Genomic DNA, 20,160 nt, shown 5'->3' on the forward strand with positions numbered 1-20,160 from the left:
AAAGCCTGTAAACTTTAAATTTCGCTAAATTTTATATCTTTGGCAAAGATTTTGTAAGAGTATATACAGAATGAAATAAAAGACCGAATTTGTTTACAAGCAAATACGCGTCTTAATTATGTATATAACAGTAGATAGAAAGTAATATAAGATATGAAGGATACTAATAAAAACGAAGAATTTGAGTCACTAGAGAATGATTTGAATATCGAAAATGTGACAAATGATCAGATTAATGATGTAAACGAAAACGAAGACAGTGCCAATCTGGCGGACGACTTGGAGAAAAAGTTTGAAGACCTGAACGATTCGTATTTACGTTTACATGCAGAGTTTGACAATTATCGCAGACGAACCATGAAAGAAAAAGCCGATTTATTGAAAACCGGTAATGAAAAAGCCATCATAGGAGTTCTGTCAATTGTGGATGATTTCGAAAGAGCACTACCCAATATTCCGGAAGACGCTAAAGAAGGAGTAGAGCTTATTTATAGCAAATTCCAAAACTTTTTAGCTCAAAACGGAGTAAAGGAAATAGACTCGTTGGGCGAACTTTTCGACACCGATAAGCACGAAGCCATTACAACGATTCCGGCTCAGAGCGAAGATCAAAAAGACAAAATAATAGACTGTATACAAAAAGGATACACACTGAACGACAAGGTGATCCGTTTCCCAAAAGTAATTGTTGCTAAATAAGGCTACAAACCTTATTACTATACGTAATACTATTAGGTAGAAAACTAAAAAAATGGCGAAGAAAAGAGATTATTACGAAGTATTAGAGATTTCCAAGACTGCGACAATAACGGAAATAAAAAAAGCGTATAAAAAGAAAGCGATTCAATATCACCCCGACAAAAATCCGGGTAATACTGAAGCCGAAGATAAATTTAAAGAAGCAGCCGAAGCTTACGAGATATTGAGCGATGAGCAAAAACGTGCTAAATACGACAGATACGGACACGAAGCTCCCGGCGGTTTTGGAGGTCATGCAGGTGGAGGATTCTCTATGGATGACATCTTCTCACAATTCGGCGATATCTTCGGAGGTCATTTTGGTGGTGGCTTTGGAGGAGGATTCGGCGGTGGCGGCGGAAGACGTGTCACCAGGGGTTCCGACCTACGTGTAAAAGTAAAACTTACGCTTAAGGAAATAGCAACAGGCGTAGAGAAAAAGATAAAGGTAAAGAAATACGTTGCTTGTCAACATTGTAATGGAAACGGATCTGAAAACGGAACCGCTTATACTACTTGTTCAACATGTAACGGCTCGGGAACACAAACCCGCATAGTAAATACTATGTTGGGACAGATGCAAACCCAAACTACCTGTTCGTCTTGTAATGGCGAAGGTAAGAATATCACGAAGAAATGTCCTCACTGTTCGGGTGAAGGTATTATAAGAGAAGAGGAAGTAATAACCATCAACATTCCGGCAGGAGTTGCCGAAGGTATGCAACTATCGATGAGCGGAAAAGGTAATGCTGCCCGTCATGGAGGCGTGAACGGTGATTTACTGATTGTTGTAGAAGAAGAACCGCATCCGGAACTTCTGCGAGACGAAAACGATGTAGTTTATAATTTACTACTCAGCGTTTCAACAGCAGCTTTAGGTGGTAACATCGAAATACCGACTATTGACGGAAAAGTGAAGGTAAAGATTGATCCGGGAACTCAACCCGGAAAAGTACTTCGCTTGAAAAACAAAGGTTTGCCTAGCGTTCATCGTTATGGAACGGGCGATTTACTGATAAACATAAGCGTATATATACCCGAAAAGTTAGATGATGGTGAAAAGAATATCCTTTCGGGATTAGAAAATTCACCGAATTTTCAGCCTAACAAATCGGTAAAAGATAAAATATTCAGCCATTTCAGACGTATGTTTGACTAAGCATTCCGAATGATACAATATAAACAGGGAGCATCTTTATTTGATGTTCCCTGTTTGCATTTACAGAACTTAATCGACTAATTTTGAAGTGCTAAATTCTTTTTTAATCAAAAAATTACAGCACAATATATATCTTTTATAATATTTCGCCAATTTAAAGTTAAACACTAGTTTTATAGAAAAAAAAGGATGTAATCGGCAGCCACACAAAAGAAAATAATTATCCTGACAGTTTGGACATAATTTTAATAGACAAGTCTATTAAGTAATCTATTACAAGATGGTTGCAATAATCTGAAAACATTCTTCTTTTGACACATTAAACTTTTTTACATAAAACTACGTAAGTTGCCAATATATTATTTACTCTTTTTTGCTAATCGCATTATCGTTATTTTCCTGTAAAAAAGACAGTGGCATATAATCACTACACACCACTGCTGGACATAGTTCTACTTAAATAAATCATTTATATGTACAAATTCAAAACGACAACAATAAAAACAAATCTGCTACAACATGATCAGCGAAACTATTTTGGTTGTTAGTATTGAGAGATATTATGAAATTAGTTAAAATCGTCTTACATCACAAAAAATGTTACAGTAGACACCATATGAGTAGTAGCAGAAGTAGTCCAACCTCCATAGATAGGTCTGACTGCAATTTCGAGATAATCACCCTTTTTACAGTCGGGAGCTACCAAGACCGTAGATAATGTAAAATAAGTACTCGCAGATGGTACTTGTGCATAATACTCCTGAGTATCTATTGCCGTTCCGTTTTTGTAAAAATAGAAATAAGCATTGGTCGACCCTCCATTTACTACTGTATCCGTTCTGCCCCACCATCGTATAAATACCAGGTAATTGCCCGATGCAGAGACTTTATATTGTGTACTTCCCAATAAATTGAGCTTAGTAGTTGTACTTTTCGCATAGGTGGCTGCCGGCAATGCAATTTGCTGCCCCCCACTCGATTTCATTGTACCCCATGCGGCATAACCCGCCACATCAGATACTAGCACACGATTGTCTAATTGACCACCATCTACTACCCGCAAAGCAGTCTGCCCCGCAGGCACATTCAAATGCAACTGGGCTGTGGGAGAAGTAGTACCAAGTCCCACAAAGCCACTCTCTTTTACAATGACATCGTCAGTTGTTGTGGTAGGGCTGTTCATTCCGGGATCGATATGAAAAATACCGCCCGGTTCTTTTATATTGATTCCCACCTGTGCATGGAGTAATGCACTTGCAAGTAATGCGATAGTTAATATTATATTAATTTTCATTCTATTTTAAATTTTTAAAATAATGACCGTCGGGTTTAATTCTTTGCTTGTAGTATTTCCGATTGTCCAGCTATATTGTCCTGCCGGCATCGGAGTAGAGGGTGAAATATATAGTTTTAGCCACTTGTTTGCCGTAAAACTGCCGCGAAGGTAGCTTGTAAAAGAAAACGGAGCACCAGACTGGGGATATTTAATATAGTATTCTATATTATCTTTGTTGACATCCGCAGCATCGTTTGCAACATTATTCACACCTTCCTTTATATTAAGATACGCACTAATCAAGCCAAACGAAGTATTAGCAGTTCCCCACCAACGGAGCATCACAATATAGTTGCCCGATTCGGGAAGTTGAACCGACAGTAAAAGAGCACTATATCCATTCAGATAATTGCGAAGCCCTCCCGTAAAGTTAACTACCTTAGTCCACGACGTGGGAGGCGTTAACCAGGTCATGTTACCATTAGCATCCTTACTACCCAGAATTTTACCATCCCCCTCGCTCCCATCTGCCAGGTGTATAGCCGGTAAACTGACTGTCGTTTCAATATGTAGTTTAGCCGTAGGAGATAGTACCCCCACTCCCACTTTACCGCTCTTGTCTATAACTACATCATCGGATACATTGCTGTTGGCTGATGTATTTCCTTTTGCATCTACATGAAGCAATTGCTGCGGCGATTCGGTATTTATACCTATTTGAGCCAATAGCTGATAGCTCAGGCAGGCAAATGCCATTAAAAATAAATATCTTTTCATTATTTTGTTCAATTATATTCTATATACGGAAATACTCGGATTCCAGTTTGCATTCCAGGCATCGATCTCGCCGGTTTTCCAAGGACCACCCACACCGACTTTTATATATACTTTCAGATAAGTTTCTACTGCAGCTTGTGATGATAAGGGTAAAGCGAAACAAAAAGGATATGAATTTTTATCAGTAGTCGCATTAGTAGATACATACGACTCGGCACTATCCTTTACATTGGGTTCATCGGCAGTCCACGCATTTCCTGAGCCGGTAGAACTAGCCAGATAAAAAACAGCAGCTGTTACCCCCGTACCATTTACCCCCCACGTTCTTCCCCACCAGCGAATAACAATCTGATAAAAACCATTAGCCGAAATGGGTATGGCTTTTACTAAATAAACGGTGCCAGCATTGAATGTTAGTACAGACCCTGTTATAGAATAGTTAGCCGCACTGGTCGACGGCATATCCATCCAGCTTGCATTTCCTTGTGTGTCTGACTTTAGAACTTTGTTTGTACCCTGCCCGCCATCCACAATACGAAGGGGCGAGTTAGTACCGGCTTTCACAATATCCAATTTTGCTTTGGGTAATAACGTTCCTATACCTATGTTACCCGAAGCATCTATCAGTACGTCGTCCGACGAATTGGTTGTACCCGAAGTATTCCCTTTAGGATCAATATGCAGTACACTACCGGTATATGCATTCTGCGTATTTATCCCAACCTGTGCCGGCAGAAATTGCATAATCGATATAAAAAAAATTAAAGTGTAAATTCTCATAATGCTCAAATTTTACGATAAGACAAGGCAGTGATTATAAACGTCAGAGCTCTGCAATAGAGAGAGTGTGTGTGAGTGTATGCACAATACCAAAATCCTATTCAAAAAAAACAGTTAGTCGCCAGTGTTGTCTAATTAATAAAAACGTTATTTTTTGTTGTATACGATGCAAAGGTAGTACCAGCCCAAAAGAGATAGTCTCAACATCGCAGAATAGGGTATCAAAATCGCAAAAAAAGAATCCCAAAAACGCAAAACTATATATATAAGTAATTTAAATAGAAAAAAATAAGAGGAGCTTTGAAGAATAACTTCAAAGCCCCCTTTGTATTTAACAAATAAATATATGATAAAATTAAAAAATTGGTCTAAATGAGACACCGACTGCATCTCCAATTCTAAATCATACTGTGCCGGATTTCCCCAATATTTAGAAAAGATGTATGGATTTCATTTTTGGTTAGCAGCAATTTCCCTTATTTCTTTAGGAGTCAAATCGTACTTCTGCTTGAAAAGGCGGTAAAACGTACTTTTACTATTAAATCCAGAAGTAATATACACCTCGTCGATAGGTAAATCTATACTATACGATAAAAGACGGCGGGCATAGCAGAGCCGCATATCATTAATGTATTCCATAAAAGTCATCCCTGTATTTTCCTGTATTGCCTCTGTCAGGTACTGCCGGTTTGTTCCCAACTCCAAAGCCAGCGATTCCCTCGAAATATCGGGATCGAGAAAAGCCTCGCCAGTATACAAATGAGATTTTATTTTTTCAAATAAAGCTCGTTCCGGATTATTCTCCGGCGACTCTTCCGACAAAAGATCGACTTCTTTATTTGTATACCTATCCAAGTCTCTATATTGAGAAAATATAAGCTCATTCTTCTTTTTATTTTTCTTCGCATTCTGTACTTTTATCCAGAGTAATATTATCAGTAAAACACAAAGTAAGGATAAGGATATAATAATCATGCGGGTGTACCGGGCATTTAGTTCATTTTCTTTTTCCTGCATTTCCATTTGAAGTGTACTTCGCAACCTTTCAAGCTGTTTTGAAGTACTGGTCGATTTTATGGAATCCGAAAATTGGATAAGGGCACTCTTCAAAGCAAAAGCATTCTTATAATCGCCTTTGGCGAAAAGTATTTCGGATTTCAATTCCTGCGCAGCAATATAGTCTAGATTGGGCTGTTTATCCGGAACTAAAGCCTCAAGATATTGAAATGCCCTTTCATAATTATGTTTTTTAAAATAATATTTCGATAACACCATATTAATAGCATTAACATACCTGTAGCTTGAATCTCCTACCTCTTCAACATAAGCCTGTGCTCTTTCCAATGGACACTCGGCTTCTTTGACTCGATCCAGATCTAATAAGCCTTCTGCTATCGCCAGATCACCGATATAATTCACATTTTTTCTACTAGTCTCAGATAATTTCAGATTTTCAAGCCTGCTTTTATGTTCATAAGCGTATGATAATGCCAGCTCTTTTTTCTTCGCATAACTGGCGGCAATAGATTTCATAAGAATATGAAAGGTATATTCTCTTGAAATATCTTGCAAACTATCTACTTTTTGATAGGCTTCGGATGCTTTATCGAAGGATTCAAGAGCCTCATCGGATTTTCCTGAATACAAATAGATTTTACCCAATACTGAATAAACACTTGCTTGCTGGTAATAATCATTAGAATTCTGTATATCGTTTAATAGAGAGTAGATGTTCTTTAATGCCAACTCGTAACTCCCTTCTTCTATTAGATAATGAGCGAGGGACGACTCAGCCAGCACCTCACCCTGCTTATAACCGGCTCTTTTGAAATACTTTTTAGCTTCTTCCAAAGCAAAAGGAACACTGTCTCGTTTTGATAATTCGAGCAAATAATAGTTAGACAAGTAATAATAGGCATTACCTGTATAGCGGTCATTCCCGAGCCTCAAAGACTCTTCCTTTAACTGACGGATATACCCAACACCTTTTTCGGTAGAGTTGTTCCATAAATAAGCCTGCTTTAGCTCTTCAAGCTTTCTTACATCCTCTTCGTTGCCTTTTTTATTGCAGGAAGTAGATAGTATTATCAATGTGATTATCGAAATAATGTAAATAAACGGTTTAAAACCAAGAATTTTCTTGTTCCACATAAATTGGTTTAACATTTCAAGTTGTCTAAAATAGTTGTCTGAAAAATACATTCCCATGTATAATAGAAAGGGCAAAGGTAGAATAAAAAAGGAAATTGAGGAAAGAATAAAAGCTATTATTAGTTATTTGTTTTTAACAATCGCAAAAGCCCAAAAGTAAGGGAAGCCCTTTTCGGACTTCCCTCCCTCTTATTCACAAACCTATACATCATTCTTGCTCCCAGACATAGCAATCTGCAAAATGATGTTTAAGATCCGTTTTTTTATTAAAGATAGCATATACCGACGATCCCGATCCCGACATCGAAGCATATACTGCTCCTAAAGCATACAATTTCAACTTGATTTGTTCTATTGCAGGATGTTTTGTGAAAATACTTTTCTCAAAATCATTAACCATGCGGTTTTTCCATTCCGATACAGGTTGTTTAATAATCTCTTTCAGGGAAATCTCCGACTGAGCGGGATTCACCAATGCAAAAGCATCTTTAGTTGCCACATTGATATCAGGCTTGATAAGCATCAGATAATAACCTTCTAAAGATAATTCGACCGGCTCTAATATCTCTCCTATCCCGCTTGCGAAAGATGGACGATTGGAAATGAAAAATGGGCAATCGGCACCCAACTGAGCAGCTAACGCCTCTAATTGACCATTTGTAGCATCGAGCGAAAACTTCTTATTTAATAATTTCAGCATAAAAGCAGCATCGGAAGAGCCACCTCCGATTCCTGCAGCGAAAGGAATTTTCTTCAATAAATGAACATCCAGAAAAGGAATATCATAATGAGCTCTCATCAATTTCAGAGCTTTCATTACTAAATTCGTTTCAGGCGATGTTCCTGTTTTGATTCCTGATTCGATAAAAGAATCCTTATCTTGTCGCTCAGATACAATAATTTCCAGAGCATCTTTTATCATTATCGGATAAAAAACGGTCTCCAGATTGTGGTATCCATCCTCCCTTTTCGAGACAATGTTTAAACCCAGATTAATCTTTGCGTTCGGAAAACAAATCATAGTTTTTCAAGTAAATTTTATACAAGTTTCTTTATTAGAGATTCTCTCTCTCCGTAAATATAGTCAATAATTGGGACTTCGATCATAGTATATGCACCCGGAGCCTGTTTTAATGAAGCACGAGCTGAAGCAACCAACACCTGTGCCGTTAATGCCGGGTTGTTAATTTTCATATTGAAATCTAACAGCTGATTCTGAGAATTACCCGAAACACCTTTACGCACCATGTTTACACCATGTCCCATATCTTTCAGGCTATCCACACAATCGACCTGAGTTACGTGCGTTTCGTCATGTGCAAAATAATCATCGGCTTTAATAGCTGCTGCAACATCTGCAAATTTATGACCTTCTTCAACTTCTATATATACCATACGGCGATGAATGCTTGTTCCCAAAGGAATAGTCATAGACAGAGCTGCTTTTACACCCTTAATTGCTTTCACGGCTACCGTATGTCCCATACTCATACCCGGACCGAAGTTAGTATAGGTAACACCCTTAGGAGCCATAAATTCGAACATAGAGCGAATCATTGAATCTGTACCCGGGTCCCATCCCGCAGAAATAATAGATACAGCTTTATATTCTTTGGCAGTTGCATCTAAACTACGGCGAAGGTCTACAATACCGCCATGAATATCATAACTGTCTACTGTATTAATACCCAATGCCAAGCATTCTTTCGCAAAACTCTCTACACTTCTGGTTGGCGTTGCAAGTATGGCTACATCCACTTTACCCAATTCTTTCACACTTGCCACAACCTTATAATCTTTCAGTTCAACAGGAACATCATTAGGATTACGACGTACAATACCTGCCACTTCGAAATCAGGAGAACTCAAAATCGCATCCAATACGTATTTTCCAATATTTCCGTACCCTACGATAGCTGCTTTTATTTTACTCATATGTTATTTATTTTTATTAATTAGATTTGTATTTAGAAGATCTGAGAATATACATATTCATCGCCACGCAAAAATATATAAAATTAATGAATTCCTTTTCTCCTTTTTCCTTTGTTAACAAGAGATTCTATAAAAAAAATTTACCTATATTCGTAGTTTATAAAAATTGCGATAATGAAATTAAACATACCGAATTTTCCTGTATCCGAAATTGATTGTATTATATTCGACTTCGGCGGAGTTATTATGGACATCAACATTGGAAGAACGATAGCTGCTTTTTCCAACCTCCAGATCGAAGGGTTAGAGTCCGATGATATTATTTCTGCCCACAAGAAATTTTTACTCGATCTCGAATTAGGTCTTATAAGTCCGTCTCAGTTTATAGACGCTATTCACACCGACTACCCCGATGCAAAAAACGTATCTGAAAAACAAATATGGGATGCATGGAATGCTTTACTTCAACCCTACCTACCCGAACGAATTGCTCTACTCGAAAATATCAAAAAAAATTATCGCACCTACTTACTCAGCAACACCAATTTCCCACATAGAGTCAAGTTTAAAGCAATGTACAGAAAACAATTCGGAGAAAACTTTGACGATCTGTTTATCAAGTGTTTCTACTCTGATGAGATGCATCTTAGAAAACCCGATCATGAGATATACAGACAGATGATGGCAGACATTCGCCAGAATCCTAAAAACACTCTTTTTATAGACGATAACGAACTTAACATTACCGAAGCACGGGCATTCGGACTACAAGCATATCATTTAACAGGAGGCGAAAGAATAACTGATTTATTTATTGCCGATTGAGGTTTCAGCCCTTTTACATTACTTTGGTGTAGAGAGCTGAATCCATCTGTTCGCTCAGATACGACGGATACACAGGTCTGCCTCTACAAATAAAATATAGCATTCAATATTTTCATTTACTTATTCTATATGAAGAAACTTATTTTCTCGATATTTTTAATTTTTGCTACAAGCCAGATTATTTACGCTCAGGATTTGAGTAATTGGGTATCGGGGTTATCGCTAAACGAAAATGCTCAATATCAACTGGTAGATAAAGCTATGCTCGAAGCAACTCTGGCAGCAGCAAAAGCAAGCGACTCCAGTGGTATGATTCCGACAAATACGCCTCCATTTATGGAGAAATTAGAATCCATAGATGTGATTAATCTGACAGAATGCTCCGCTGAGATAAAAAAATTATTCTTAAAAGATTTAGAAGAAATTAAAGATGAAAACGGCTACGAAACATTAGTGAATGTAGTTGATGGAGCCGATAAAGTACGTATCATAGCAAGAAAAGAAGGGACTGTAATTCCTCAAATATTTGTTTTTGCAATAGATATGGAGAATCTGGAAATTGTAATTGTGAGAATGACAGGCAGGATGAACGAATCGGATATCGCCGACGTCATTAAGCAACAACAGCAATAAGCCTGTAACTCTTAGAAAATTAAATTTATAGCACCATAACAACAAAGCTCTAATCCTGGGATTAGAGCTTTGTTGTTATGGTAGATTATATAAGTATCAGTATAGAATTGACATATAAATACCCGCATACAGGTCATTACCCATTAAAGTCGGAAAGTTATCGTTATTATATTGAATATTATAAGTAATTATGCTCGGTTTTGTCCCTTCAGTAATATTCGTTACAGTCTCTTTAATAACATTATTTGAATAATTGAAAAAGATACATCCATAATCATTTCTGTAATCTTTATTTCTATATGCATAGAAAGCATAAAACCAAAGCGGCATATCTAACCGGGATACAACGCCATATTTATCGTCGTACTCATAAGTGTAACTTGCCGTAGCTTCCGAAGTAATTTTATTGTAAACTGTTTGGTTCAACAGATTCTTAGTCGTTAAGTCATAAGTAAATATAGCGTAAGACTCTCCCTCCCTTATCTTTGTTATCTCTCCGTTACTTCCGGTATGAGAGTATACTCCTACATCCGTAATCTTTACAGGGATGCCGTCATTGTCCAATTCGATCTCTTGTTTGTATATACTAGAACTAGGCTCAGCCCATCGTTCGATAATAATTTTATTACCCTCTCTTGTAAATTCGGTGAGTGCGTGACCATCTGCCACATTTTTATCCGCAGGAGAAACTGATATTGAAGACAATTCACCATTTTCGTATTTGAAGTCACAAATAGAACCTTTCTCTTCTTTTATCTGATTGATTCGCTCCTCATAAGAGTAAGAAAAAAACACTCTTGAGTCATTACCGTCTTTGAGGCTGCTGGGTCTTCCGTTTACCCCTCCGGCATTATTATATTTGTCGTTATCACAACCTGACGTAACACCGACCAGAAATAAGAGCGTAAATAATAACTGGATTATTGTTCTTTTCATCTCTTCTCAAATTTTCGGTTAAATATGCCTAAATGAAATACGAGTTAAAGATAAATAATTAAATAACATATAGGTTATAATAATCACTTTTTTTACTAGCTTAATATAACAAATACAAAATCGCTAAAATTCAGCCATTGGGTATATAACCAGCAGATAGTAAAAAGAGCTATTTCTGTCTGCGAAATAGTTGAGTTTAAAATTTGTATTTATTATTCGTCTTTAAGGAATTCGTATAACCAAACCAAAGATTCGTAATCCTCACGGATAATATCTGCAAATACGGGAGAAAATACATCTTCATTCACAGGTAGATTTTTACCTACATACAGATTCTTACGCTGTACCCATGTCTGAAAATACTCAGGCAGTTCACTGGGAATAAGACGCTTGTATTCATCCCCATACACCACAAAACCACGATCAAGAATTTTCTGGGTTTGAGCCTGAAATTCTTTAGCATCATAAACAATACTATCACGCAGATTATCCATTGTTTTTTTCTTTGGGCCAAACAATCCCATACCATAAAAATACATATCGGCATTCAGTTCCATAAAGAAACCCGGTATATTTACCCAATCGGGCGTAGGAGCCTGAAAGCTCATCCAAAGGCAGGTTTTGTAGGGGTCTTTATTCTTCGAAAACCGAACATCCCGATAGATACGTGACAATACTCTATGCGGACGCAATTCGAATTGCGGATCTATATTGTACATCGTTGGAGTCAATGATGCGATAAGCTCCTTAAAAGGTTTTACCAATTCTTCTTCATAAACTGAACGATGCTCTTCGAACCACTCCTTGTAGTTATTCTCTTTCAGATCGTTAAGAAATTGTATTGTTGCAGGTGTAAATCCATTAAAAGCCATAATTCGATTATTAAGTAATATAAAGTATTTAATGCTATATCTTATTTGTAGAGGCAGACCTGTGTACCCGTCGTATGTAAGCGAACACATAGGTTCACTCCTACGCCAAATAATAGAAAGGTCCGAGGCCTTATTTTCGTCCAAAATCAGCAGGAATTTCGCCCCACTCTTTTGTCTCCCACTTTATAATTTTGGTAGTATACGTATTTTCTTTCAGCCATTTCTCGGCACGCTCTATCATATAGAACAAAGATAGATTAACAGAAGTTTTCTCCAGTTTAGTTTTACACTTTTTCTCCTTTACCCATTTAATAGCATTGGCACTATCCGAATAAAGAGGCATAGCGAGTTTTTTTTGTTTCAATAAAGCCAGACCATGAACCAGAGCCAAAAATTCACCGACATTATTGGTTCCCTGCTCATAAGGCCCCTGATGAAATATTTGTTCACCGGTGAGCACATAGACTCCACGGTATTCCATTAATCCCGGATTACCGCTGCAAGCAGCATCTACTGCCAAGCTATCTTTTATTATAGCAGGATTGGATAGTAATTTTTTGGGAGTTTCTTTTTTTGCCTGTTTGCCGACATACAGCCAAGGACTTTCATCGAAAGCCTTCTTAGCTTGTTCTAAAGAGGGGAAAGATTTATATATTGCTCCATCGTAGCCCGAAACCTGAGCCTTACACTCATCCCATGAGTTATACACTCCGGGTGTGACGCCGTTCCATACTACGTAGAAGTTTTTTTTTGCCATTGATAAAAGGAAGATGTTTAGAAAGCAAAGATAAGGATTTATCTAAAACTGCACTTCTACATCTACACGTAAAGTTCCATATTTCCATTTCGGACCGTTTTTCACAAGACGAACCGCTTCTCTATCTAAATCTTTACAAAGTCCTTTCTTTACATAAACATCTATGGGATTACCATTCTTATCGACTGATAATTGAACAATAACTTTGCCTTTCTTATTTTTACATTCACCGTCCTTAGGAAGGGTCACGTTTTCTTTCAAATATTTTTTATATTCCTTTTCACCTATCAGAGGTTCGGGTTGAGTTCTTTTTGCTGAACCCGATGTAAAGGATCTTGACGAATTTGCTTTGGGCTTATAATACGATTCACGGGAGATTGTTCTTTTAGTAGTTTCAACCTCATTCAGCTCAAGAGCATTTCCATCTAATTCATCAGCTCCTACCACTTCTATTTTATCGAATCCGGCTTCCTCTGCCAGAAGTCGAGCCTCACGCGAATCAACTTTGAGTGTAGAAGTCGCTTCGGTTTCTTTTGTGGTAGATATTTTTGGATCTTCGGCTATAGTCAATCCCATAACACGCGTATTTTTTCCTTTTTCATTTTGAGTGTTTACCTCCACACCTCTGCTTCGTGTAACTTCGGTTGTCTCTTTAGTAGTCCATGCATCTTTTAACTTGTCAGGCATAACTTGCTCTTTTCCTGTTTGGAGTCGTGAAACTTTAGCTTCTGCCAGAATAGAAGATGGTCCTTCCGCTATAAATATCTTTTTAGTCTCTTTAACAGGAGCGGACGAATCGTCATCTGCTGATTCTTTTTTAAGATCAGCATAAACACCGGGTATATATAATGGAAGTACTTCTACCGGTTTGATTACCTCATCGAGATTGGCGATAGGCACAACCGATTCGACAGAAACATCCTGAGACGGATCGTTTTCGATCATCGCAGTAAGCTCTATCCTTCTTTGCTCTATATAATCTTCGGGGGCATATAGGTTTATATATGAATTCTCCTGTTCGTTGGCGAGTGCCATCGACGATTTATGATTCATCAATGCAAAATATCCGCTAAGCAGAGCTATGACGGCAACTGCAGCAACTGCAATCTTCCATGCTCCCGGTTGAGTTTCTCTTCTGGCAGTACGCGCAAGCACAGATGCTTGCATCCTTGCTATTCGATTGGCATGATTCCCTTGTATTGAATCATATCCTTCGATAGCTTCGGACAAGAAAGGATCACTCATCGCTTCGTGTTCTATTCGATGTGCGGCCTTCCCTCTGCGGACTCCTTGTATGTAATCAAGAAACTTCATTGTTCAGTCTGCTTTCTATACACAATTTTAAATTACGTTTACCATTTTGGATATAACTTTTAACGCTCTTAAGATCATACCCTGTTAGTGTGACAATATCGGCATAAGACATTTCTTCGTAAAAGAACTTGTCTATGGATATTCGTTGTGGTTCCGAGAGCTTAGCCATGCAATAATTTAATGCATCTTCCTGCTCTTTTTCCACGTCTTCACTTAATAGAGTTAAAATTTGGTCAGATTCCATAACGCTAGAGTCGAAATCTACAATTATTTCTTTTTTATTCTCTTTTAGGATATGGAAACAGTGATTTCGGACTACGCTATATAACCAAGTTTTAAATACTTTAATTTCGTAACCACTTACTCGGGGTAGTAGATTTTCGAAAATCTCCATCACAGCATCCTGCGACTGATCCTCGTTCTGTAAATACTTCAAACAGAGACCATACACCAACGGAATATACCTATTGTAAAGCTGCCCGAAAGACTCAGAATCCCCGGTCTCTCGGTATTGCTCCAACAGTTCCTCATCCGTATACTCAACAGATTTTTGCCTATTTAGTGTAAAAAATCTCAAATCTTGTCGTTTTATATAGTTGGCAAAGCTACATGATTTTATAAAAGTTTGCAACGATAAAAAAAAAAAATGTTTCTTTTGTGGAATTAACAGTGACATCTTCTCTATAAAACAAGACATATAGCAATACTTTGATTACACAAAGTTTTTGATTCACTCTATGGCTTTTCTTATATTATCAGGGATTAGAGCCAATTAAAGGTCAAATTCCAAAAAACAAAAAGCATATACACACAAAAAAAGTTAAATCTAAAAATAAACAGCTATGAAAACAAACACTAAGATCTTAGTAGCATTGCTTCTTCTATGCGTTTCGAGTATAATAAATGCTCAAAGCATCAAGATTACAGGAGTAATTACCGACCCTGCAAATGATCCTATTATTGGCTGTACGATATCAGAAAAAGGAACTAATAATCAAACAATGTCTGATATTGATGGAAATTACAGTATAACAGTCCAAGCCAATTCTACTATTGTATTCTCATATATAGGATATGTAAGCAAAGAAATAAAAGTAAAAATTCCCGAAAATATTAATATAACTCTGGAAGAGGATAGCCATATGTTATCTGAAACTGTAGTGATAGGCTTTAACTATGTAAAGAAAAAGGATGTAACCAGCGCTATGTCTACATCATCCGGAAGAAGACAGAAAGCAGGCAAGAGCAAACCCTCTGCTCCTCAAAAACCGTCTATAAGTATATCTCAGAGTGATATGAAATCGACTCTGGAATACAATAAAAAGAATAAGAATGAAGAGTACGGAGCGTATGTCGAAAACAGTTTCAAATCTCCATTAGACGAGGCACTATCAACACTTTCCATAGATGTAGATGCAGCCTCTTATACCAACTTCCGCAGGTATGTAAATCAAGGAGAATTTCCACCGAAAGATGCAATCAGAGTAGAGGAATTCATCAATTATTTTAAATATAAAAACGACGAGCCAACCACGAAAGACCCTGTAAAAGTGACAACCGAAGTGGGACAATGTCCATGGAACGAACAACATCGCTTGGTGCGTATCGGAGTAAAAGCCAGAGAAACCGAAAAAGAAAACCTACCTCCAAGTAATCTGGTCTTTCTCATAGATGTATCTGGTTCAATGGCGGGAGCTACCCGACTTGATCTCGTAAAAAAGTCGATGAACCTTCTTGTTAATAATTTACGAAACACCGACAGAGTAGCCATAGTCGTATATGCCAGTGAAGTGGGCGAAAAACTAGCCTCGACACCGGGTAGCGAAAAGCAAAAAATAAAAGAAGTGATCGACGGACTTGTAGCCTCAGGCTCTACCAACGGAGCAGGAGGCATTCAAAAAGCATACGAAATTGCCGAGAAAAACTTTATAAAAGGAGGCAATAACCGCATTATCCTTTGTACTGACGGTGATTTCAATGTAGGCGTATCGAGCAATGAAGGCTTGCAAGAACTAATCGAGAAGAAGAGAAAATCGGGCATATTTCTTTCTATACTCGGCTACGGCATGGGTAACTATAAAGACGCAAAGATGCAGATTCTTGCAGAAAAAGGAAACGGTAATGCATCATACATCGATAATATGCAGGAAGCCAACCGGGTGCTTGTTCAGGAATTTAGCGGAACTCTGTTTGCTGTAGCTAAAGATGTAAAACTACAAATAGAATTTAACCCTGCGCAGGTACAGGCATACAGGCTTATCGGGTACGAAAGCCGCATCCTTAATAAAGAGGATTTTAATGACGACACTAAAGATGCCGGAGAAATGGGAGTAGGACAAACGGTAACCGCCCTTTATGAAGTGATTCCCGTAGGAGTAAAAACAAATAAACTGCCTAAAGTAGACAAGCTTAAATATCAAAAAGCAGCGAAATCGAATGAAAATATTATCCTTACGGATTCACCTGAGTTACTGACTGTAAAACTGAGATACAAAGAGCCAGACAAGGATAATAGCGTTAATATGGAATTGCCTGTTTTAGATAATAAAAAAAATGACGTATCTTCGGATATGCATTTTGCATCGGCAGTAGCCATGTTTGCCCAGTTAATCAAAGATTCAGACTACAAAGGTGATGCTACTTACGACAAAGTAATATCGCTGGCTAAATCGGGATTGGAAAACGATCAGGAAGGCTATAAAGCCGAATTTATACGATTGATAGAGGTTACTAAAAATTTAAAATAAGGTCTGAGACCTTTTTATTGACTCATAACAAATAAAAAAGATAAGTATGAAATCGAAACTAGGTATAATATTGGTTTTACTGTGCGCTGTATCATTTTACATTTATGATCAAAAAGACATAAAAAAGACCAAGCAGTTAGAGAAGGAAACTCTCATTAGCGGTAAAATAGTAGATATTGCCAATGACGAGCCTATCCAAGGAGCTTCAATCGCCATACAAGGTACTAACCCTCAGTCTTTATCGAATGCCAATGGAGAATATGCTATCATGGCTCGAAAAGATCAGGAGCTAGTATTCAGACATGCACAATACAAGAGTATCACTATTGATGCTAAGGATGCTAAAACTATAAAAATGGAAGCTACGAATCCCGATGACGTAAAACGTATTCAGGACAATTTCGAGAAAACAGAATAAAATTTCAGACTTACTCAAAAATAAAAAGAGGCGGATCATTTACGATCTGCCTCTTTCTTTTATGCTTTTACACCAGTCACGGTAATTGAATAAATACCTACATTTCCGGCTTTGTATTTTATGATAGTTGCCTCATCTAGGTTTTCTTGTAAAACTTCGTCAGGAATCACAACTGTTTTTGTCCTTTCGATTTTGATATCAGTGAAATTAGCTTTTTCTATTTCTCCTAAATAATCTTCTTTTTGAATGGCACTTGCAATACAACCGGCATACATAGAAGCATTATCTGTAAACTCCTTTGGAAAAACACCGTTTAGCACCACGTCCGAAATACAGAAATGGCCTCCCGATTTTAGCACACGGTAAATTTCTTTAAAGATCTTATTCTTTTCGGGTAGCAAGTTCAACACACAATTACTTACTACTACATCTGCTGTATTATCGGGTATAGGCATTTCCTCAATATCACCTTCCTTAAACTCAACATTTGTATAACCTCGTTTAGCTGCATTTTTCCGGGCTTTTTCTAGCATAGGTATAGAAAAATCAATACCGATGACTTTACCACTTTCACCCACTTCGGCTCTGGCAATAAAGCAATCATTGCCTGCACCCGATCCCAAGTCGATAACTGTGTAGCCTTCTTTTAAGCCTGCATATTCAGTCGGTAATCCGCAACCAACACCTAAATCGGCATCCGCTTCGTAACCTTTCAAGTGACTGTAATCTTCACTCATTATAGTAAATACTTTTTTAGATGGTTTTGCCGGATTAGTACCGCATCCACAAGACGACTTCAATAAATCACCATTTAAAGCCAATTGGCTATATTGTTGTTTTACCAACTCTTTTTTATCTTTATTTGTTTCCATATTTATATGTATTTCTTTTTATATGCTATTTGTATAATACTTCTTCTTTAACCATAGCGCAACATTTACCAAAACAATCAGCACAGGTACTTCAACCAAAGGCCCTATTACTCCTGCAAATGCTTGTCCGCTATGTAAACCAAATACGCCAATAGCAACTGCTATCGCCAATTCGAAATTGTTTCCCGTAGCAGTAAAAGATATAGAGGCATTTTTGTCGTAAGGGGTTCCAACTGCCTTACTCGCAAAGAAGCTGATAAAGAACATCAATCCAAAATATATAATAAGCGGTATTGCTATATGCACTACATCCATAGGGATTTGAACTATTAACTCTCCTTTCAGACTGAACATAAGCACAATAGTCAATAATAGTGCTATTAATGTAATGGGAGATATGGCAGGAATAAACTTTTCGGTATACCATTTCTCACCTTTTAACTTCACCAATACCAATCGACTAAGTATACCCATCACAAAAGGAATACCTAAATATATACCCACCGTTTGAGCAATTGTGGTGATGGATATATCAACAATAGCACCTTCAAGCCCCAACAATGGTGGCAATTGGGTAATAAACAGCCAAGCATAAAAACTATAAAAGAATACTTGAAAAATACTATTTAAAGCCACAAGCCCTGCTCCATATTCGGAGTTACCCTCCGCCAGATCATTCCACACTAAAACCATAGCTATACAACGAGCCAAGCCAATGAGAATTACACCCACCATATATTCGGGATAATCGTGTAAAAATATTACAGCTAAACCAAACATCAACACAGGACCTATTATCCAATTAAGAATCAATGATGTTGTCAGTACCTTTACATTAGAAAACACCTTAGGTAATAACTTATAATTCACTTTGGCTAACGGCGGATACATCATCAATATAAGCCCGATAGCTAAAGGTATATTTGTGGTTCCACTCGAAAAGGAATCAATATATCCACTGAATGAAGGGATAAAATAACCCAGCCCCACCCCTATTGCCATAGCCATGAATATCCAGAGCGTTAGATTTTTGTTTAGGAAACCCATCTTTTTACTACTCATCACTTTTTAATTTTGAGATATACAATTCATAAAATGCTTTCTTTATTTCGTCCCTCACCCTGATAAATTCGCTATTAATAAACTCAGGTGTGCCAACAGCTTCCGAAGGATCATCAAAACCGATATGCAAACGGTGCTTTACTTTTCCGTTGAATGTGGGGCAGCTTTCGTTTGCCCCGCCGCAAACTGTTATTACATAATCCCATTCGTCATTCAGATATTTCTCAATACTATCAGAAGTATGATGCGAAATATCAATCCTAGCTTCCAGCATTACTTCTACGGCTTTTGAATTAAGTTTTCCACTTGCTTTTGTTCCTGCCGAATATACTTCGAGCTTAGAGTCGAACGATTGAAGCCAACCGTGTGCCATTTGGCTACGACAACTATTTCCTGTACAAAGAATCAATATTCTCATTTCGTTTTATATTTAAGCCCATAATTCGCAATTCGTAGAACAACGAACGTTAAGAGCAAATTTTTTAAGATTAAGAACACTCGGTATCTAATTCAACATCTTTCAAGAAAGCTGAAAATAATGTTTGTGCCACAGTCCAATTTTCAAGATTTATGCAATACTTCACAGTTGGTGGAGTAATTGTCCCTTGAATCAATCCTGCATCTTTCAACTCATTCAAGTGTTGTGAAAGAGTACTCTTGGCAATAGGTAATACTTCCGACATATCACCATGAAAGCAACAAGACTGGTTTGCCAACATTTGCAGTATCGCAATTCGGATAGGATGCCCTAATGCTTTGGCAAATCTAGCCAACTGTTCCTGCTCCTTAGTTAATTCTTTTTTCGCCATAATCATTTATTCAGTTCGTAAATATACGAACAATATTTATATAACTATATATGAGAACAAAAAAAGTAAGAGAAAAATCTATAAACCTTACAGTTCTTT

At 37.5% G+C, this 20,160-nt stretch carries 21 protein-coding genes; 6 read left to right on the forward strand and 15 right to left on the reverse strand.

Translation table 11 applies throughout. The features are described from left to right. The first annotated feature begins 153 nt into the window (after window positions 1-153). Both CLV62_RS00765 and dnaJ read left to right on the forward strand, forming a co-directional pair. Complete coding sequence (locus CLV62_RS00765) at window positions 154-699, forward strand: nucleotide exchange factor GrpE (RefSeq protein WP_110308876.1); 546 nt, start codon at window positions 154-156, stop codon at window positions 697-699. A gap of 52 nt (window positions 700-751) precedes the next feature. Further along, window positions 752-1,897, forward strand: a complete 1,146-nt coding sequence (gene dnaJ, locus CLV62_RS00770; RefSeq protein ID WP_110308877.1) for a molecular chaperone DnaJ — start codon at window positions 752-754, stop codon at window positions 1,895-1,897. Window positions 1,898-2,480: 583 nt separating this feature from the next. Here dnaJ and CLV62_RS00775 read toward each other — a convergent pair. The 6 genes from CLV62_RS00775 to CLV62_RS00800 all read right to left on the reverse strand — a co-directional run bounded on the left by CLV62_RS00775 (window position 2,481) and on the right by CLV62_RS00800 (window position 8,816). After that, a complete protein-coding gene (locus CLV62_RS00775) occupies window positions 2,481-3,191 on the reverse strand; it encodes a hypothetical protein (RefSeq protein ID WP_110308878.1) in 711 nt (236 codons plus the stop codon). 6 nt (window positions 3,192-3,197) lie between these two features. Beyond that, window positions 3,198-3,950 (reverse strand): hypothetical protein, encoded by a 753-nt coding sequence (locus tag CLV62_RS00780; protein ID WP_110308879.1) that lies wholly within the window; start codon window positions 3,948-3,950, stop codon window positions 3,198-3,200. A gap of 12 nt (window positions 3,951-3,962) precedes the next feature. Continuing rightward, window positions 3,963-4,730, reverse strand: a complete 768-nt coding sequence (locus tag CLV62_RS00785) for a hypothetical protein (protein ID WP_110308880.1) — start codon at window positions 4,728-4,730, stop codon at window positions 3,963-3,965. A 450-nt stretch (window positions 4,731-5,180) separates the two neighbouring features. Then, on the reverse strand, window positions 5,181-6,881 hold the full coding sequence (locus tag CLV62_RS00790; RefSeq protein WP_170119980.1) for an AraC family transcriptional regulator: 1,701 nt from the start codon (window positions 6,879-6,881) through the stop codon (window positions 5,181-5,183). Window positions 6,882-7,089: 208 nt separating this feature from the next. Further along, window positions 7,090-7,902 (reverse strand): 4-(cytidine 5'-diphospho)-2-C-methyl-D-erythritol kinase, encoded by an 813-nt coding sequence (ispE, locus tag CLV62_RS00795; protein WP_110308882.1) that lies wholly within the window; start codon window positions 7,900-7,902, stop codon window positions 7,090-7,092. A 17-nt stretch (window positions 7,903-7,919) separates the two neighbouring features. Next, entirely contained in the window at window positions 7,920-8,816 is an 897-nt protein-coding gene (locus tag CLV62_RS00800) for a diaminopimelate dehydrogenase (RefSeq protein WP_110308883.1), read from the reverse strand. Between the two features lie 174 nt (window positions 8,817-8,990). Here CLV62_RS00800 and CLV62_RS00805 point away from each other — a divergent pair, with 174 nt between their 5' ends. Beyond that, window positions 8,991-9,641: an HAD family hydrolase gene (locus CLV62_RS00805; protein WP_110308884.1), complete on the forward strand. Its 651-nt coding sequence runs from the start codon at window positions 8,991-8,993 to the stop codon at window positions 9,639-9,641. A gap of 129 nt (window positions 9,642-9,770) precedes the next feature. Further along, a complete protein-coding gene (locus CLV62_RS00810) occupies window positions 9,771-10,274 on the forward strand; it encodes a DUF4252 domain-containing protein (RefSeq protein ID WP_110308885.1) in 504 nt (167 codons plus the stop codon). A gap of 96 nt (window positions 10,275-10,370) precedes the next feature. On the opposite strand, the gene CLV62_RS00815 is transcribed toward CLV62_RS00810, so the two are convergent. The 5 genes from CLV62_RS00815 to CLV62_RS00835 form a co-directional block, all read right to left on the reverse strand. Beyond that, window positions 10,371-11,210 (reverse strand): hypothetical protein, encoded by an 840-nt coding sequence (locus tag CLV62_RS00815; protein ID WP_110308886.1) that lies wholly within the window; start codon window positions 11,208-11,210, stop codon window positions 10,371-10,373. A 212-nt stretch (window positions 11,211-11,422) separates the two neighbouring features. Next, window positions 11,423-12,082, reverse strand: coding sequence for a DUF2461 domain-containing protein (locus tag CLV62_RS00820; protein WP_245903947.1), 660 nt, complete (start codon window positions 12,080-12,082; stop codon window positions 11,423-11,425). Window positions 12,083-12,212: 130 nt separating this feature from the next. Then, the gene (locus tag CLV62_RS00825; RefSeq protein WP_110308887.1) at window positions 12,213-12,839 is read right to left on the reverse strand and encodes a ribonuclease H1 domain-containing protein; all 627 of its coding nucleotides are present in this window, start codon (window positions 12,837-12,839) and stop codon (window positions 12,213-12,215) included. A 42-nt stretch (window positions 12,840-12,881) separates the two neighbouring features. Continuing rightward, window positions 12,882-14,153, reverse strand: a complete 1,272-nt coding sequence (locus CLV62_RS00830; RefSeq protein ID WP_110308888.1) for an energy transducer TonB — start codon at window positions 14,151-14,153, stop codon at window positions 12,882-12,884. Next, complete coding sequence (locus CLV62_RS00835) at window positions 14,140-14,730, reverse strand: RNA polymerase sigma factor (protein WP_245903948.1); 591 nt, start codon at window positions 14,728-14,730, stop codon at window positions 14,140-14,142. Before CLV62_RS00835 ends, CLV62_RS00830 begins: the two co-directional genes overlap by 14 nt. A 265-nt stretch (window positions 14,731-14,995) precedes the next feature. Between CLV62_RS00835 and CLV62_RS00840 the strand changes: the two genes are divergently transcribed. Continuing rightward, window positions 14,996-16,900 (forward strand): vWA domain-containing protein, encoded by a 1,905-nt coding sequence (locus tag CLV62_RS00840; RefSeq protein ID WP_110308889.1) that lies wholly within the window; start codon window positions 14,996-14,998, stop codon window positions 16,898-16,900. Window positions 16,901-16,946: 46 nt separating this feature from the next. Beyond that, on the forward strand, window positions 16,947-17,318 hold the full coding sequence (locus CLV62_RS00845; protein WP_110308890.1) for a carboxypeptidase-like regulatory domain-containing protein: 372 nt from the start codon (window positions 16,947-16,949) through the stop codon (window positions 17,316-17,318). Window positions 17,319-17,377: 59 nt separating this feature from the next. Here CLV62_RS00845 and arsM read toward each other — a convergent pair whose 3' ends face one another. The 4 genes from arsM to CLV62_RS00865 form a co-directional block, all read right to left on the reverse strand. Then, window positions 17,378-18,190 carry an arsenite methyltransferase gene (gene arsM / locus CLV62_RS00850; protein WP_110308891.1) on the reverse strand — a complete coding sequence of 271 codons (813 nt, stop codon included), beginning with the start codon at window positions 18,188-18,190 and terminating at the stop codon, window positions 17,378-17,380. An 18-nt stretch (window positions 18,191-18,208) separates the two neighbouring features. Next, window positions 18,209-19,252, reverse strand: coding sequence for an ACR3 family arsenite efflux transporter (gene arsB / locus CLV62_RS00855; protein WP_110308892.1), 1,044 nt, complete (start codon window positions 19,250-19,252; stop codon window positions 18,209-18,211). Next, on the reverse strand, window positions 19,245-19,670 hold the full coding sequence (locus tag CLV62_RS00860; RefSeq protein ID WP_110308893.1) for an arsenate reductase ArsC: 426 nt from the start codon (window positions 19,668-19,670) through the stop codon (window positions 19,245-19,247). Before CLV62_RS00860 ends, arsB begins: the two co-directional genes overlap by 8 nt. 70 nt (window positions 19,671-19,740) lie before the next feature. Beyond that, entirely contained in the window at window positions 19,741-20,061 is a 321-nt protein-coding gene (locus CLV62_RS00865; protein WP_110309247.1) for an ArsR/SmtB family transcription factor, read from the reverse strand. Window positions 20,062-20,160: the final 99 nt, after the last annotated feature.

The sequence above is a fragment of the Indolivaga alginatilytica genome (assembly GCF_003201355.1).
Classification (GTDB): domain Bacteria; phylum Bacteroidota; class Bacteroidia; order Bacteroidales; family Dysgonomonadaceae; genus Dysgonomonas_A; species Dysgonomonas_A alginatilytica.